Origin of the sequence: Oceanicella sp. SM1341 (assembly GCF_003448965.1) — a bacterium.
Lineage (GTDB): Bacteria > Pseudomonadota > Alphaproteobacteria > Rhodobacterales > Rhodobacteraceae > Paroceanicella.
The window spans coordinates 71,421-86,846 of sequence record NZ_QRGC01000013.1; the positions used below are offsets into that span (position 1 = coordinate 71,421).

The window sequence follows — 15,426 nt, forward strand, 5'->3', positions numbered from 1 at the left end:
CCGACGATACCGGCACCGCGCCGGAGCCGGAGGAGACGGACATGACGCGCTACACATCATCGCACTGGGGCCTCTACGAGGTGGAGGGCAGCGAGGACGCGCCGCGCATCGTGCCGTTTCGCGGTGACCCGGACCCCTCGGAAATCGGCCTGCACCAGCTCGCGCCCGAGCTGAAGGCCGCCCGCATCCGCCGCCCGGCCGTGCGCCGCAGCTGGCTGGAGGGCGGCCCGGGCCATGCGCCGGAGCTGCGCGGCCGCGAGCCCTTCGTGGAGGTGAGCTGGGAGGAGGCGAGCCGCCTCGCCGCCGCCGAGGTGGCGCGCATCCGCGAGACCCACGGCAACCGGGCGATCTTCGGCGGCTCCTACGGCTGGTCCTCGGCCGGGCGCTTCCACCATGCGCAGAGCCAGGTGCACCGCTTCCTCAACGTGGCCGGCGGCTACGTGCGCAGCCGCGACAGCTACTCGCTTGCCGCCGCACACGTGATCCTGCCGCATGTGGTCGACGACATGCACCGGCTGATGACCTACCACACCAGCTGGGACGTGCTGGCGGAGCATTGCGAGCTGTTCGTGGCCTTCGGCGGCGTGCCGGCGAAGAACGCGCAGATCTCCGCCGGCGGCGTGGCGCGGCACAAGGTGCGCGCCGGGCTGCGCGCGCTCGCCGAGGCGGGCGCCGAGGTGGTGAACATCTCGCCGGTATCCGACAACCTGATCACCGGCGGGCCGGTGCAGTGGCTGCAGGCGCGCCCGGGCTCGGACACCGCGATGATGCTGGGCCTCGCCCATGTTCTGCGCGCGGAGGGGCTGCATGACACCGGCTTCCTCGCCAGCCATTGCACCGGCTGGGAGAGGTTCGAGGCCTACCTCACGGGCGAGAGCGACGGCACGCCGAAGACGGCCGAGTGGGCGGCGGCCCTCTGCGGGGTTCCGGCCGGCGAGATCCGGGCGCTGGCGCGCAAGATGGGCTCGAAGCGCACGATGATCAACGTGGCCTGGGCGCTGCAGCGCTCGGACCGGGGCGAGCAGCCGTTCTGGATGACCATCACGCTGGCGGCGATGCTGGGGCAGATCGGCCTGCCGGGCGGCGGCTTCGCGGTGGGCTACGGCGCCGAGAACATGATGGGCAGCAACGAGCTCGACCTGCGCGGCCCCTCGCTGCCGCAGGGGCAGAACGCGGTGGCCGATTTCATCCCCGTGGCGCGGATCGCCGACATGCTGCTGAACCCCGGCGGCAGTTTCACCTACAACGGCGGCACCTACACCTACCCGGACATCCGGCTGGTGTGGTGGGCGGGCGGCAACCCCTTCCACCACCACCAGGACCTCGCCCGGTTGCAGCGCGCCTTCGAGAAGCCCGAGACGATCATCGTCAACGAGCAGTTCTGGACCGCGGCGGCCCGGCGTGCCGACATCGTGCTGCCCGCCACCACGGCGATGGAGCGCGACGACCTCGGCTTCGGCACGCTGGAGGGGCACTATGCTTACATGAAGGCGATCGTGCCCCCGGTGGGCGAGGCGCGCGACGACTACGAGATCTTCCGCGGCATCGCCCGGGAGCTCGGCCTCGAGGAGGCCTTCACCGAGGGCCGCGAGGCCGAGGACTGGCTGCGGCATTTCCATGACCGCACCCGGCAGTCCTGGGCCGAGCATGGCATCGAGGTGCCGGATTTCGAGACGTTCCGCGAGCAGGGGCTGGTGGATCTCGGGCCGCGCGCGCATGGCCGGGTTATGCTGGAGGCCTTCCGGGCCGACCCCGCGGCGCACCCGCTCACCACCCCCTCGGGGCGCATCGAGATCTACTCGGAGACGGTGGCCTCCTTCGGGCTGGCGGATTGCCGGGGGCATGCCTCGTGGTTTCCGCCCGAGGAATGGCTGGGGGCGGAGGCGGCGGCGCGGCTGCCGCTGCACCTCGTCTCCGACCAGCCGGAGCGGCGCCTGCACTCGCAGCTCGACCCCAGCCCCTGGAGCCGGGCCAACAAGGTGGGCGGCCGCGAGCCGGTGCTGATGCACCCCGAGGACGCCGCCGCCCGTGGCCTGAAGGACGGCGACACGGTGGAGCTGTTCAACGACCGCGGCCGCTGCCTCGCCGGCTTGCGCATCTCCGACACGGTGATGCGCGGCGTGGCCCGCCTCTCCACCGGCGGCTGGTATGACCCCGACCCCGACAGCGGCACCGAGCGCCACGGCAACCCCAATGCCCTCACCGCGGACCGCCCGGCCTCCGGCCTCAGCCAGGGCTGTGCGGCGCACAGCTGCCTCATCGACATCCGCGCCGCGGCCGAGGAGCTGCAGCCGCGCCCCTTCGAACTCCCCGAAGGCGCCACGGGCGGCTGACCTCCGGCGGGGGAACGTCCGGCTCACCGAGGGGGCTCGCGCCCCCTCACTTCGCCGGCCGTGGCGAAGGGCCTGCGGCCCCCCGCCCGGCGGGTGGAGAGGGCCTGGCCCATTACGGACGTTGCCGCTTGACCGGGGGCATGCGTGAGGCATGTTCTCTGGCCCTCTGGCCCTCTGGCCCTCTGGCCCTCTGGCCCTCTGGCCCTCTGGCCCTCTGGCCCTCTGGCCCTCTGGCCCTCTGGCCCTCTGGCCCTCTGGCCCTCTGGGGTGTCTCGATGAATCCCGTAACCGGGCACCACGGTGCCAGCGAGATCGCACAGGGCAGGGCACGCCGACGAAGGGTGTCGCAGCCGGGAAAGCCTGGCGCCGGCCGGCGCAGCCGGCGATTGCCCGAAGGGGGCTCGATGCCCCCGAGGGGAAGGGCCCCGCCACGGGCGCAACGGCGGGGAGCGGGCGCAGGCCTGGGAGACTTCAGGCGGGGTTGGTGCGGTAGGTGAGCTCGGCACCCTCTGCGGCGGCGTCTGCTTCGGCCTCGGCAGCGAGGCGGGCGTGGAGGGGGGACTTCACGCAGACCGGGTCGGTCGCGGCGGGGTCGCCGGCGATGGCCATCGCCTGGCAGCGGCAGCCGCCGAAGTCGATGCCCTTGCGATCGCAGCTCCGGCAGGGCTCCTGCATCCAGTCGAAGCCGCGGAAGGCGTTGAAGGCCGCCCCCTCGCGCCAGATCTCGCCGAGGTGCCGCCCCGGCGCGCGCTCGAAATCGAGCCCGGGGATGGTGTGCGCCGCGTGGCAGGGCATCACCCGGCCGTCGGGCAGCACGTTGAGGCCGGTGGAGCCCCAGCCGCCCATGCAGGGCTTGGGGTAGTCGGCGTGGTGGTCGGCTGTAACGTAGTCGATCACCAGCCGGCCGCGCAGCCGGGCGCGGGCCTCGCGCACGATGCGGCTCGCCTCGCGGGCCTGGGCGCGGGTGGGCATCAGCGCGGCACGGTTGCGCGCCGCCCAGCCGTGGAACTGCACCGTGGCCACCTCCAGCCGCCGCGCGCCCATGGCGAGGGCGAGCTCGATGGTCTCCGGCAGCCGGTCGAGGTTGAGCTTGTGCATCACCGCGTTGAGGGTGAGGGGGATGCCCCGCGCCCCGATCCAGCCCGCCACCGCCATCTTGCGCTCGAAGCCGCCGCGGTAGCCGCCGATCCGGTCCGCCATCTCGGCGTCCACGCCCTGCAGCGAGAGCTGCACGTGGTCGAGCCCGGCCGCCTCCAGCGCGTCGAGTCGCTTCTCGGTGAGGCCGATGCCCGAGGTGATGAGATTGGTGTAGAGATCGGCCGCATGGGCCGAGGCCACGATCTCCTCGAGGTCGCGGCGCGAGGCGGGCTCGCCGCCGGAAAGGTGGAGCTGCAACACGCCGATCTCCGCCGCCTGGGCAAAGATCTCGGCCCAGTCGGCGGCGGAAAGTTCGGTGTCGCGCCGGGTCATCTCGAGCGGGTTGGAGCAATAGGGGCAGGAGAGCGCGCAGCGGTGCGTGAGCTCGGCGAGCATCGCCATCGGCGGGTGCACGGCCACGGCGCGGGCGGTGTCGGGGCGGGATTGTTCGGTCATGCGGCCTCCGCCATGCGGCGCTCGATGAGCGAGACGAGGAAGGTGCGGGCATCGCCCGAAATCTGCTCCGCCGGCGCATTGTAGCGCGCGGCGAGGCGGGCGACGATCTCGGCGAAACTGCGGGTGCCGTCCACCTCGGCGAGGATGGCGGCGCCGATGGGGTCGAGCTTCAGCGCGCGCTCGGGCGCGAGCAGCACGTCCATGCCCCGCACGGCGTCATGCTTCACCCGCACGCCGCGCAAGAGCCGCGGGCGGGCCGCGTCGGGCAGGGTGGCCTCGGCTGCGGGGGCATCGCTCATGCCGCGGCCCGGGCCAGCAGGCCTTCGCCGGGCCGCCAGGCGCCGGGCGGGATGCGCCCCTCCACATAGGCGCCCCAGAGCGCGTCGAGCTGGCTCCACAGCACGTCGGTCTTGAAGGTGAGGGCGGCGGCGGCGGCGTCCTGCCGCTCGGCAGTGTCGGCATGGTCGAGCACCCAGGCGAGGCCGAAGGCCACGTCGTCCGGCGCCTCGGTCAGCCGCTTGCGGAAATAGGAGAGCGCCGCATCATCGGCGAAATCATAGTGCTTCAGCAGGCCCTCGATGCGGTCGGCGTGGATCTTGGGCGCGAAGAGCTCGGTGAGCGAGGAGGCCACGGCCTCGAGCAGGCTCATCTCGCGCACGAAGCGCACGTAGGCATCGACCGCGAAGCGGGTGCCGGCCAGCACGCCCTTCGTGCTGGCGACGTAATCGGGCTCCAGCCCCACGGCACGGGCGAGCTTCAGCCAGCGCGCGATGCCGCCCTCGCCGGCCTCCGAGCCGTCATGGTCCTCCATGCGCTTGCGCCAGGCGCGGCGCAGGGCCGGGTCGTCGACCCGGCTCATGAAGGCGGCGTCCTTCATCGGGATGCGCGACTGGTAATAGTAGCGGTTGATCACCCAGGCGCGCACCTCGTCGGGCGTGCAGTCGCCGCCATGCAGGCGGGCGTGAAACGGGTGCCTGTCGTGGTAGCGCTCCGCGCCGATGGCGCGCAGCCGGGCCTCGAAGGCCTCGCGGCTCTCCGCGGGGGTGGCAGGGCTCATAGCGTGATCTCCATTCCGTCCTGGCCGATGGTCCAGCCCGCCGCCTCGGCCGCGCGCCGCTGGGCGGAGCCGGGCACGAGCACCGGGTTGGAATTGTTCATGTGCACGAAGACGCGACGGCCGATGCCCAGCTCGGCGAGGGCGGCGATCGAGCCCGCCGGCCCGTTCATCGACATGTGCCCCATGCGCGCACCGGTCTTGGCGCCGAGCCCGAGGCGGATCATCTCGTCATCCTCCCAGAGCGTGCCGTCGAAGAACACCGCGTCCGCCCCGCTGAAACGGGCGGCGAGCGCCGGTGTCACCCGTGCGCAGCCGGGCACGTAGCAGGCCCGCGCGCCGCCGGCGGCAAGCTCCACGCCCACGGTCTGCTCGCCCTCCATGTCGGTGACGAGCGATGCCTCGTCCCCCTCCAGGTAGAGCGGCACCTTGCCGGGGGCGGCGAAGAGCGTGGCGGTGAGGCCGGGCACCGGCTCGAACGCCTCGCCCAGGCGGATCTCGCGGCGCGGCACGAGGGCAGGGTCGAGCGCGCCGAAGATCGGGTTCGCGGCCAGCACCCCGGCGATGCCGGGGGTCATGAAGAGGGAAAAGGGCTGTTTCTCGCGCAGGGTGAGCAGGCCGGCCACATGGTCGATGTCCCCGTTGGTCACCAGCACCGCCTTCAGCGGCATCTCGCGCGGGCCGGTGGGGTGCAGCGCCGGGGTGGCGGCGAGCTGCCGGCCGATATCGGGCGACGCGTTGAGCACCAGCCAGTCCTCCCCGTTCGCGGTCACCGCCAGTGAGGATTGCGTCTGCGGCGGGATATCGCCCCGCCGCGCCGCATTGCAGTTCGCGCAGCCGCAGTTCCACTGCGGCAGCCCGCCTCCGGCGGCGGCACCCAGAACGACAGCGCGAAGCCGGGTCATCTCAACTCCACGCTGTCCCGGTCACGCGATCAGAACAGGTCCCGATCGTCTTCCTCGGCGGGGAAATACATGTTGATTTCCATGCCGCAGGTCACTTCCTCAAGCTTAGGTGCAGTCCATGCCATGTCTGATCTCCCTTTGACTGGTTGGTACCCTTCACTGGGGTACTGCCGCCCGGGCCCGGATCGGCTCTGCGAGCCGCGAGGCGAAAGCAGCCTCTCCGGACCCGTTACGGCACCTATCAGAAGTAGGCACTGCGGGCCGGAAGTCAAAGAAGATTCCATAATAAAAACATAAGGAAAGGCGGGGGCAGAAAAAGGCCTCACGGTAAATTGTACCTTGGTCGCAGGCCCGTGAATACTTCGGGCCTGCGACCCACGGCTCAGCCGGCCGGCGGCGAGATCAGCTCCGCGACGGTTTCGGAAGGCCGGCAGAGCTTCGTTCCGTTGGGCCCCGTCACGAAGGGGCGGTTGATGAGGATCGGCTCGGCGAGCATCGCCTCGACGATCTGCTCGCCGGTGACGCCGGGCGCGCCGAGGCCGAGCTCCTGCCAGTCGGTGCCCTTCTCGCGCAGCGCCTCGCGCGGGGTGAGGCCGGCCTCGGAGATCAGGCGCTCCAGCGTCTCGCGGTCGGGCGGGGTCTTGAGATACTCGATCACCCGCGGCTCGATGCCGGCATCGCGCAGCTTGGCGAGCACGTTGCGCGAGGTGCCGCAGGCGGGATTGTGGTAGATGGTCCAGGACATCGGGCGCTCCGTTCAGGCGTCGAGGGCGGCCGGGCGCGGCTGCAGGGCAGGGCGCACGTCGGCCGGGATGGGACAGGCGTAGGGCTCGCGGGCGAGATGCTCGCGGTGCGCCTTCTTCGCGCGGGCCAGCAGGAGCGCGTCGGAGAAGAGCATGCGCGCCGTGTGGCCCATGATCTTCGCGACATGCACCATGCCCTTGTGGGCGGCGGGGGACTTGCCCTGCGCGGTGATCTGCCAGGAATGCCCCGGCGTGCCGATGGCATGGGTGGCCGCGTGGGCCTGCACCGTAGGCACGGCCCATGACACATCCGCGACATCGGTGGAGCCCACCATCTTCACGCCGCGGGTGTCGAGCGGCACCACCCAGTCGCACAGCGGGGCGTCGGTGGGGGCGACACCGTTCGCGGCATAGTCGTTGCGGATGTCCTCGGCCTCCAGCGTGGCCTGGATGCGGGCGGCATAGGCGCGGTCGTCCTCGTCGAAGGGCACGGGGCCGAGGGCCTCCATCGCCGCCTGCATCGCCTCCTCCAGCGGGCGGTTGCCCAGCATGTTGGAGACGGCGGAGATCACCTGCATCTGCAGGCTGGTGCCGGTCATGAGCGCCGCACCGCGGGCGATGTCGCGCACCCGGTCGTTGAGCGCCATCATGCCCTTGAGCGAGGTGGAGCGCACGGCGTAGCGCACCTTCGCGCGGGCCTGCACCACGTTGGGCGCGGTGCCGCCGGCGTCGAGATAGGCGTAGTGGATGCGGCTGTCCTGGGGCACGTGCTCGCGCAGGTAGTTCACCCCCACGGACATCAGCTCCACCGCGTCGAGCGCGCTGCGCCCGAGATGCGGGCTCGCGGCGGCATGGGCGGCGCGGCCGGTGAAGGTGAAGTCGATCCGGGTGTTGGCGAGGCTCTCGGCCTCGGCCACGCGGGTCATCGAGGCGGGGTGCCAGGTGATGGCGGCGTCGACATCGGCGAACACGCCGTCGCGCACCATGAAGGCCTTGGCCGCTCCGCCCTCCTCGGCCGGGCAGCCGATGTAGCGCACGCGGCCGGGGGTGCCGGTTTCCGCCAGCCAGTCCTTCAGCGCGGTGGCGGCGAGCAGGGCGGCGGAGCCGAGCAGGTTGTGCCCGCAGCCGTGGCCCGGGCCGTCCTCCACCAGCGGGCGGGGCTCGTCGATGCCGGCGACCTGCGAGAGGCCGGGCAGGGCGTCGTATTCGCCGAGAATGGCGATCACCGGGCCGCCCTCGCCGGCCTCGCCCATCACCGCGGTGGGCAGGCCGGCCACCTCCTCCGTCACGCGGAAACCCTTGGCGCGCAGCATCTCCGTGTGCTCGGCGCAGGAGCGGTACTCGGCGTAGAGCGTCTCCGGCATGCCCCAGACACGGTCCGCCAACGCGATGAAATCGGCGCGATGCGCCTCCACATGCTCCCAGACCGGTTCGGAATTCTGCATGGCGGCGCTCCTCTTCTGTGCCCGGCCCCGGAGGGGCCAACGGCGACAGACTGGCACCGGCGCCGGGCGGTTTCCAGCCCGTTCTGCGCTCCGTGGGCGGGCGGGGCGCGTGCCCCGCCGGCCGGCTCAGTAGGGGATGTAGACCGCGCCGGAGGCTTCCAGCCCGCTGCGGCTCTCCGGCGTGGAGAGCGTGGCGTCGAGCCGCTTGAAGATGTTCTGCGCCGGCACCCGGCGGCCCGAGTTCAGCAGGGCATAGGCCTTCAGGGTCTCGAGGTCGCGGCGGATGCCGCCCATCAGCCGCTCGTAGGCTTCGAGATAGCTCACCGCCACGGTGTATTCCTCGGCCTCGTAGGCGCGGAAGGCGCGCTGCTCGATGATGCTGGCCTCGATCTGGCGGCGCTGCTCGGTGGAGAAATCGGCGGTGCTCGCCACCTGCGAGGCCTGTTCGGCCATGTTCATCCGCAGGTAGGACAGGGCGATGCCGAAGCGCACGTCGCGGGCCTCGTCGGCCGGAACACCCTGGGAGAGGGCGTTCTCGAAACTCACCAGCGCCTCGGTCGGCCGTTCCATGTTGTAGAGGCACCAGCCCCGCTGGGCGCGGATCGCGGCGGTGGTGGGGCTGGCGCTCTCCTCCACGCAGGTCGCCCAGTCTCCCTTCTCGGCGGCGCCGGTGATCGCGGCCGCGGCGGCGGAGGAGGCGGCGGCCGCGCGGGAGGCGCGGGCCTGCGCCGCGGTCTGGCGGCGCGAGGCGGCGGGCGCGGAGGCGGCGGCGGCCGTCTCGGTGCCGCCGGGGCCGAAGCGGCGGCCGGCCAGCAGGCGCTCGAGCAGGGCGTCGAATTCCGCCTGCTGGTTGGGATACTTGCGCTGCGCATCGGCGAAGAGGCTGCGCAGCTGCGCCTCGCTCGCGTAGGCATTGGCCTTCTCGAGCGTGGCGATGGCGAGTTCGGGGTCGGTGCAGGTGTTGATGACGCCGCGCCAGACGGCGACGCCCTCGTCCGCCCGTTTCAGCTCGCCGTAGGAATCGCCGAGCAGCCAGGCGTTGTTCACCCGCTCGCAGCTCACGATGGCCGGGGTGTTGTTGGCGATGGTCACCACGCCGGAATAGTTCTGCGCCGTGAAGGCGCGGGTGATCTCCTGCTGGGCCTCGGCGACGTCGAGCGCCTGGACGAGGTCTTCCGGCGGGGTCCAGTCCGGGTAGTTCTCGCGCAGGCTGTCGAGCTGGGTGCGGGCGCGCTGCACCTGGCCGGAGCCCAGCAGGTCCCACACGGCGCCGGCGTTCGGCCCGCCGGTGAACAGCGTGTCGAGATCGGTGGGCGGGGCCCAGCCGGGGTATTTCTCCTGCAGGCGGCGGATCTCGGCCTGCACCGCGTCGCTGTCGGACTGGCGGTAGTAGTAGCGCAGGGCCTCCAGCTCGCGGTCGGGCACGCGGGCGGTGCCCTGGGCCAGCACGGCGCTGCCGGCGCTGGCGATCAGCGCCGCGGCGAGGAGGGCGGTCTTCAGACTGGGACGCATTGCGGTGAGATCTCCCACTGGGCGACGAGCGTGAGCAGGTGGAGCGTGGCCGGGTAGTAGGACTGCTCGGCGGTGAAGGCCGGAATGGCGGAGCCGGCCTGGTTTTCGTCCATGCAGGCGAGGAGGCCGTTGCAGGCGCGGTAGCCCGGCTCGGCGCTCCATTCCAGCGGGGCGGAGGTTTCGCGGTCGATCACCACCGGGGTCTGGTCGGAGCCGAAGGGCACCTGGTCCATCACCGTCCGGAAGCGGTTGATCGCGGGGTTCTGCACGTCGCCCGACCAGGCGAGGTAGAGCGGCACGCGCAGCGCCTCGTAGCCCGAGTTCCACGACATGCCGGGGGCGGGGCCGAACTCGGAGCCGTTCACCAGCACCCAGTCCGGCACCGGGCCGCCGGCGGCGAGCCGGGCGAGCAGGCGCTGGCCGTCGCGCGCGACGGTGGCGAGATCGCGCTCTCCCGTGGCCTCGGCTAGCTCGGTCATGGCGCGGATCATGTAGTAGGACGGGTTGAGGATATGGCCGTCCGGCGTGCTGAAGCCGGCCTGTGCCGGCAGCATCAGCATGCGGCCGTCATCCTCGGTGGTGATCACGCATTTCTCGATCAGCGCGCGGGCGATGATGCGCGCCCGGTCGAGATAGGTGGGGTTGTCGAAGCGCCGTGCGGCGCGGGCCAGCGCCCAGGCGATGAACAGGTCGCCGTCCGAGGCGTTGTTGAGGTCGGGCACCGAGCCGCCGTTGGCCTCGAGCCAGCGCCATGCGAACAGCCCGTCGCCGCGCACGCCCAGGTGCAGGTCCGCCCAGTCGAGCATCGAGGCGAAGGTGGACCGGTCGTCGAAGGCGACGGCGAGGATCATGCCGTAGCCCTGGCCCTCCGAGTGGCTGGCCTCCATCTGGACATTGTCGACCACGCGCCCCTCGCGCAGGAAGGTTCGCTTCCAGGCGTCCCAGTAGATCTGCGCCGGATGCACGGGCGTCTGGGCCCCGGCGCCGCTTGCGATCATGCAGGCCATGGCAGCGCCGCTCGCGAGGATGAATTGCCGTCGGTCCATAACACTACCTTTTCCGGCGGGTGGTGACAAAGCGATAGGCCACGAGAGCCGATACTGCTGCCAGTATGAGCGACAGAAGTATGAAATAACCCGGAAAGCGGGAGGCATAGTTCCCTGCCACAGCGAGCATTCCGCCGAAAGTGGGTTCGCCGGTGAAGTAGATGCGCGGCCCTTCGGACCAGGAATGCCAGCGCCCGTCCTGGGTGAGCACCGAGACACGGCCGGCGGGGCGGTTCTCCAGCCCGGTGGCGGAGAGGTAGCCGGCAAACTCCGCCGCCCGGTCATCCGCCTCGGCCACGGCGTAGATCTTCGGGGCGTCGGGCGAGCCCATCTCCACCAGCACGCCGAGCGGGCGGTAGGAGTGCAGCCATTCCTGCAGCGGCACCTCCGGCCGGCCGACGAGGGCGCCGAGCTTGAGCACGAAGAGTTCCCAGCGGGCGTCGAGCCCCTCCTCGCTCAGCAGGGGCGGCAGGGCGGAGGAGAAGTCGCGCTGCGCGGTGACCAGCCGGTCGCGCTGGAAGGCATGCGCGACCATCTCGCGCGGCACGATCCCATCGTCCCAGTCGAGCCCGCCGAGCGCGCCGGGGGTGACGATGGCGAGGGTGGCGGCCGGGGCGCCCTGGCCTGCGTCGGGCGCCTGTTCGGCCAGCATGTCACGGCCGAGCAGGTCCATGCCGCCGTGGGCGCTGGAGGCGACGAGGGCCATCATTCCGGCCAGGTCGTCGCTCGCACCGGGGTCGAGCCGCAGCCGCTCGTGGCCGGCGGCATTGGGGGTGAAGTAGCTCTCGAGCGCGGGGAACACCCGGAACTCGGGCGCTTCCGGCACCAGGATGGAGGAGGTGGCCGCGATGCGGGCCAGCGGTTCGGTGATGGGGGCGCAGGTGCGGTCCGCCGGCTCGCCCGGCACGAAGAAGTCGAAGGTGAGGGCGTTCGAGGCGCCGTGCAGGTAGCGCGCGGGAAAGCGGATGCTCACCGAATCGTCCAGCGCCTGGGGGTCGTCCAGCGGCAGGTAGCGCACCGGGTTGCCGTTCACCCGCACCAGGAGGCGCGACTCGGCGGGCAGGAACGGCGAGGCGTTGTAGTCGAGCTTGATGACCACCGGCTCGTCGGTCTCCAGCATCCAGCCGGAGGGCAGGCGCAGCGGCTTGGTGACCGAGTAGAAATGCTGGCGGTCCTGGATCTCGCCGTAGCCGAGCGCCTCGAAGCTGGTCTCGACCCCGGGTTCGATGATCACCGGCTCGGGCAGCGCGTCGCCGCCCGCGAGGCTGCGCGGCAGCAGGCCGGAGATGTCGGGTGCCGCGCCGTCGGGCCCGAGCACCAGCACCAGCACCGTGGCGCCGTCGCCGGCGAGGCGCAAATTATAGCCCGGCGCATCGCCCTGCAGGATGGTGATGCGCGCGCGGCTGCCGGTCGGCAGGTCCATCGGCCAGCCGGTGCGGAACTGGAAGCGCGGCACGCCGCCGGGGCTTCCGGAGCCGATGTAGTTCGCCAGTTGCAGCAGCATCGCGCTCTGGCGCTGCGGATCGGCGCCGTAGGACTGCACCACCAGCGGTCGCCCGGCGAGCGAATCGAGCGAGACATCGCTGAGGAACTCGGTGAAGGTCACCTCGCCGGGCGTGGGGCGGTAGGTGACGCCCGAGCTGGCGAGGTCGAAGCTGGTCCAGAGCGAGAAGCTCGCCTCCGGCCCGCAGTAGATGCGGTGGGTCTGGGTGAGATCGACGCTCACCGTGTTGCGCCCGGGCTTCAGCACGCCATCGGGCAGGGGCAGCTCGTCGCGCCCGGTGTTGGAGAAATTGTCGAGCACCACCTCGCCCACCGGCGTGCCGTTCACCGAGACGGCTGCGCCCGAGCGCTCGGGCAGCAGGTCGACCGTGCTGAGCGTGGCGAGGCGCAGGCGCGCGTCGGCCGGCACTTCGGGCAGCAGCATGGAGAACTCGGCCCGGCCGAGCTCGCCGTCCATGCGGTAGAGGCGCTGCAGGCCGGGGCCGGTGTCGCGCGCGCTGAGCGGGGCGAGCTTGCCGAGGGCGGCCGGCGCCGGGGCGCGGCCGCGGCGCTGGCTCATCTGCGCGGTGAGGCTGCGGTCGAGGATGTCGCCCGGCTCGATCTCGGGCAGGGGCTGCGCCGGCGCCGCGGGGGCGGCGGGTGCGCCCGGGCGCTGCGGCTGGGGCTGCTGCGGAGCGGGCAGGGGGATGAGGTCCTGCGCGCCCAGCGGCCCGGCGCCCGCGAGCGGGGACAGGCAGACCAGCGTCGCGGCAAGGCTGCGGAGAACGGGCGACTTCACTGCGTGGCTCCTGATTTGCGGGGGCCCGCGTCGGCGGGCAGCGCGGCGTCCTGGTGCAGGGTGATCGGGTCTGCGCCCACCGGTTGCGGGGCGGGGTCGGCGAAGCTGGGCTGCATCTCCACGCCGAAGCGGAACGGATGCGCCTGCTCGATGACCGCGCGGATCTCGCCGGTATTGTCCGGCTTCGGGCTCAGCGCATCGCGGATGATGGCCATCACGCTGGCGGGAATGGTGCGGATGGCGAGCCAGAGGTAGTAGAGCACGCCCATCACCAGCCCCGGGCCGTTGCGCCCCTGCAGGCGCTTGGCCTGCCACATCAGGCTGTCGCGGAACATGATGCTCGCAACCGAGAACCGCGCGCCGCGCGCCTGCTGGGCGGCATAGCTCAGCCCCACGATCAGCGCGTGCGGGCTGCGCTGCACCGAGGCGACATGGCACAGGATGGGGAAGTTCGGCGCGCCCTCGTCCTTCAGGAGCGGGCGCACGGTCACCTGCTGGCCGGGGCGCAGCGAGGCGAGCAGTGCACTGCCGGCCCCCTTGGTCGCACTGCCCAGCGGCACCTCGATGCGCGTGCCGCCCATCGAGACGTCGAGCAGGGTGGCGGCGTATTCCAGCCCGTCACCGGTGTGCAGCGTGGCCGCCTCGCGCACCGAGACGCGCGGCCGGGCCCGGCGCTGCGGCTTCTCGCAGACCGCGCCGAGCGCCGTGCCCACGACCACGAAGTTGAAGATCGCCCAGCCGGTCACGATGGTGACCGCGTCACGGTCGCCGGGGAAGAGCGCGTAGCGGGTGATGCCCGCGGCCACGCCCGCCACCATGAGCAGGAACAGGATGATCAGCGGCCGCGCGATGGGCGAGACCGATTCCTTGTCCAGCGTCTCGTCCTTCGATGTCACGTTGAAGGACGGCGAGCGCGGGCTCCAGAAGGTCGAGAGCACCGCCCGCGCCAGATAGGGGGTCTGGGCGGTCTCGTAGAGCTCGGAGATCAGCGGCCAGCGGTAGCGGCGGAACAGCGTGTTCTGCACCAGCAGGCTCACCACCAGGTAGGAGAGCACGTAGACCGAGAACTGCTCCACGTTGGCCGAGAAGATCTCGAGCCCGAAGAACAGGTAGGCCAGCGGCGCGCACAGGAACACCATGCGCACCAGCGGGAACAGCCAGAAGCCGATCATGTTGAGGTAGCACAGGCGCTGGTAGATGGTCAGGCCGCGCTTGAAGATCGGGTTCTTGAGCAGGAAGATCTGCATCATGCCCGAGGCCCAGCGCGAGCGCTGGCCGATGAAGCTGGAGAAGGTCTCCGGCTGCAGCCCGGCGATCACCGCGTGGTTCACGTACATCGAGTGCCAGCCGCGGGCGTGGATGTCGAGCGCGGTCTCGGCGTCCTCGGTGATGCTCTCGCCGGCGAAGCCGCCGGCCTCGTCGAGCGCCTGGCGGCGCAGGATGGCGGCCGAGCCGCAGAACAGCGTGGAGCCCCAGTTGTCGATGCCCGGCTGGATGATGCCGTAGAACATCTCGTTTTCCGGCGGGCATTTCTCGGCCAGCCCGAGGTTGCGCTCGATCGGGTCCTTGTTGATGAAGAAATGCGGGGTCTGGACCAGGAAGAGCTTCGGATCGGCGATGAAATGGCCCACCGTGCGCTCGAGGAAATCCTGGGTGGGCACGTGGTCGGCGTCGAGCACCACGACGAGCTCGCCGTCGAGGTTTTCCAGCGCGGAGGACATGTTGCCGGCCTTGGCGCCCACGTTGCGCTCACGCGTGGCGTAGATGACGCCCAGTTCCTTGCACATCTCCTGCAGCTCGGCGCGGCGGCGGCGCGAGGCGGCGGCGAGGTCGGGGTCGGAATGGTTGCAGCGCTGGTCGGTGCCGCCGTCGTCGCACAGGATCACCTTCAGCCGATCACGCGGGTAGCGCATCATCGAGGCGGCGGCGAGGGTGACGGAGAGCATGTCCGCCGGCTCGTTGTAGGAGGGCACCAGCACGTCGACCGTGGGCAGCTCCTCGGCGTAGTCGATGATCGGGGGCAGGGGGCGGTCCGCCGGCTGGGCGGTCACGAAGGCCGAGAGGAAGAACACGCAGACCGCCTGCAGCTCCGCCATCAGCAGCACGTAGGCGGCGATCTGCGAAGGGATGTCGGCATCGAAGGGCAGCGTGTAGGAAATGCGCCAGAACAGGTAGCGCAGCACGATGAAGCTGGCCGTGGCCAGCAGCACGTAGCGCACCATCGGCACATGCGCCGCCGGCTTGAGCAGCGCGACGACGATCACGGCACAGATGGCGACGACGGCCTGCGCCGGCGTGGACAGCGGCACGGAGGCAAGGAAGACAACCGCCGCCAGGAGGGTGATCCCGACGACGCCCCAGAGGGCGTGCTCGACGCCGCGTGTCGTGTCTTTAAGCATCCTTTTCGCCTTTCAGGCTCAGAATTCTCGGCAAAACAAGGTGTTCCGTGAGTGTGGCGGACCGGAGCGGAAATCTCCCGCGGCCCCGGCCGGGGGCAGTCTGGTGGTGCGGGGC

The 15,426-nt window shown here is 71.3% G+C and carries 12 protein-coding genes; 1 reads left to right on the plus strand and 11 read right to left on the minus strand.

Annotated elements, in window-relative coordinates; translation table 11 throughout:
* Positions 1–41 precede the first annotated feature (41 nt).
* Positions 42–2,333: a molybdopterin guanine dinucleotide-containing S/N-oxide reductase gene (locus D3P35_RS13420; protein WP_118135243.1), complete on the plus strand. Its 2,292-nt coding sequence runs from the start codon at positions 42–44 to the stop codon at positions 2,331–2,333.
* A gap of 471 nt (positions 2,334–2,804) precedes the next feature.
* Here the strand turns inward: D3P35_RS13420 and pqqE are convergent, their stop codons facing one another.
* The 11 genes from pqqE to bcsA all read right to left on the minus strand — a co-directional run bounded on the left by pqqE (position 2,805) and on the right by bcsA (position 15,311).
* Positions 2,805–3,926, minus strand: coding sequence for a pyrroloquinoline quinone biosynthesis protein PqqE (pqqE, locus tag D3P35_RS13425; RefSeq protein ID WP_118135244.1), 1,122 nt, complete (start codon positions 3,924–3,926; stop codon positions 2,805–2,807).
* Positions 3,923–4,225 (minus strand): pyrroloquinoline quinone biosynthesis peptide chaperone PqqD, encoded by a 303-nt coding sequence (gene pqqD, locus D3P35_RS13430; RefSeq protein WP_118135245.1) that lies wholly within the window; start codon positions 4,223–4,225, stop codon positions 3,923–3,925. Before pqqD ends, pqqE begins: the two co-directional genes overlap by 4 nt.
* Positions 4,222–4,983, minus strand: coding sequence for a pyrroloquinoline-quinone synthase PqqC (gene pqqC / locus D3P35_RS13435; RefSeq protein WP_118135246.1), 762 nt, complete (start codon positions 4,981–4,983; stop codon positions 4,222–4,224). The genes pqqD and pqqC overlap by 4 nt, the downstream gene beginning before the upstream one ends.
* On the minus strand, positions 4,980–5,885 hold the full coding sequence (gene pqqB / locus D3P35_RS13440; RefSeq protein WP_118135247.1) for a pyrroloquinoline quinone biosynthesis protein PqqB: 906 nt from the start codon (positions 5,883–5,885) through the stop codon (positions 4,980–4,982). The genes pqqC and pqqB overlap by 4 nt, the downstream gene beginning before the upstream one ends.
* Before the next feature lie 29 nt (positions 5,886–5,914).
* Entirely contained in the window at positions 5,915–6,010 is a 96-nt protein-coding gene (gene pqqA / locus D3P35_RS26185) for a pyrroloquinoline quinone precursor peptide PqqA (RefSeq protein ID WP_138573089.1), read from the minus strand.
* A 257-nt stretch (positions 6,011–6,267) separates the two neighbouring features.
* Positions 6,268–6,630: an arsenate reductase (glutaredoxin) gene (gene arsC / locus D3P35_RS13450; protein WP_118135249.1), complete on the minus strand. Its 363-nt coding sequence runs from the start codon at positions 6,628–6,630 to the stop codon at positions 6,268–6,270.
* A gap of 12 nt (positions 6,631–6,642) precedes the next feature.
* Positions 6,643–8,073 carry a M20 family metallopeptidase gene (locus D3P35_RS13455; RefSeq protein ID WP_118135250.1) on the minus strand — a complete coding sequence of 477 codons (1,431 nt, stop codon included), beginning with the start codon at positions 8,071–8,073 and terminating at the stop codon, positions 6,643–6,645.
* Between the two features lie 126 nt (positions 8,074–8,199).
* A complete protein-coding gene (locus D3P35_RS13460; RefSeq protein WP_118135251.1) occupies positions 8,200–9,585 on the minus strand; it encodes a hypothetical protein in 1,386 nt (461 codons plus the stop codon).
* A complete protein-coding gene (locus D3P35_RS13465) occupies positions 9,570–10,631 on the minus strand; it encodes a glycosyl hydrolase family 8 (protein WP_157982143.1) in 1,062 nt (353 codons plus the stop codon). Before D3P35_RS13465 ends, D3P35_RS13460 begins: the two co-directional genes overlap by 16 nt.
* Before the next feature lie 4 nt (positions 10,632–10,635).
* Positions 10,636–12,912 carry a cellulose biosynthesis cyclic di-GMP-binding regulatory protein BcsB gene (locus tag D3P35_RS13470; protein WP_118135253.1) on the minus strand — a complete coding sequence of 759 codons (2,277 nt, stop codon included), beginning with the start codon at positions 12,910–12,912 and terminating at the stop codon, positions 10,636–10,638.
* Entirely contained in the window at positions 12,909–15,311 is a 2,403-nt protein-coding gene (bcsA, locus tag D3P35_RS13475; protein WP_118135254.1) for a UDP-forming cellulose synthase catalytic subunit, read from the minus strand. The genes D3P35_RS13470 and bcsA overlap by 4 nt, the downstream gene beginning before the upstream one ends.
* Positions 15,312–15,426 lie beyond the last annotated feature (115 nt).

Bases quoted from the DNA above. Each gene is read 5' to 3' on its own strand.
- D3P35_RS13420 (WP_118135243.1), top strand. From the start codon at position 42: ATGACGCGCTACACATCATCGCACTGGGGCCTCTACGAGGTGGAGGGC.
- pqqC (WP_118135246.1), bottom strand. From the start codon at position 4,983: ATGAGCCCTGCCACCCCCGCGGAGAGCCGCGAGGCCTTCGAGGCCCGG.
- pqqB (WP_118135247.1), bottom strand. From the start codon at position 5,885: ATGACCCGGCTTCGCGCTGTCGTTCTGGGTGCCGCCGCCGGAGGCGGG.
- pqqD (WP_118135245.1), bottom strand. From the start codon at position 4,225: ATGAGCGATGCCCCCGCAGCCGAGGCCACCCTGCCCGACGCGGCCCGC.
- D3P35_RS13460 (WP_118135251.1), bottom strand. From the start codon at position 9,585: ATGCGTCCCAGTCTGAAGACCGCCCTCCTCGCCGCGGCGCTGATCGCC.
- bcsA (WP_118135254.1), bottom strand. From the start codon at position 15,311: ATGCTTAAAGACACGACACGCGGCGTCGAGCACGCCCTCTGGGGCGTC.
- pqqA (WP_138573089.1), bottom strand. From the start codon at position 6,010: ATGGCATGGACTGCACCTAAGCTTGAGGAAGTGACCTGCGGCATGGAA.
- arsC (WP_118135249.1), bottom strand. From the start codon at position 6,630: ATGTCCTGGACCATCTACCACAATCCCGCCTGCGGCACCTCGCGCAAC.
- D3P35_RS13465 (WP_157982143.1), bottom strand. From the start codon at position 10,631: ATGGACCGACGGCAATTCATCCTCGCGAGCGGCGCTGCCATGGCCTGC.
- D3P35_RS13455 (WP_118135250.1), bottom strand. From the start codon at position 8,073: ATGCAGAATTCCGAACCGGTCTGGGAGCATGTGGAGGCGCATCGCGCC.
- pqqE (WP_118135244.1), bottom strand. From the start codon at position 3,926: ATGACCGAACAATCCCGCCCCGACACCGCCCGCGCCGTGGCCGTGCAC.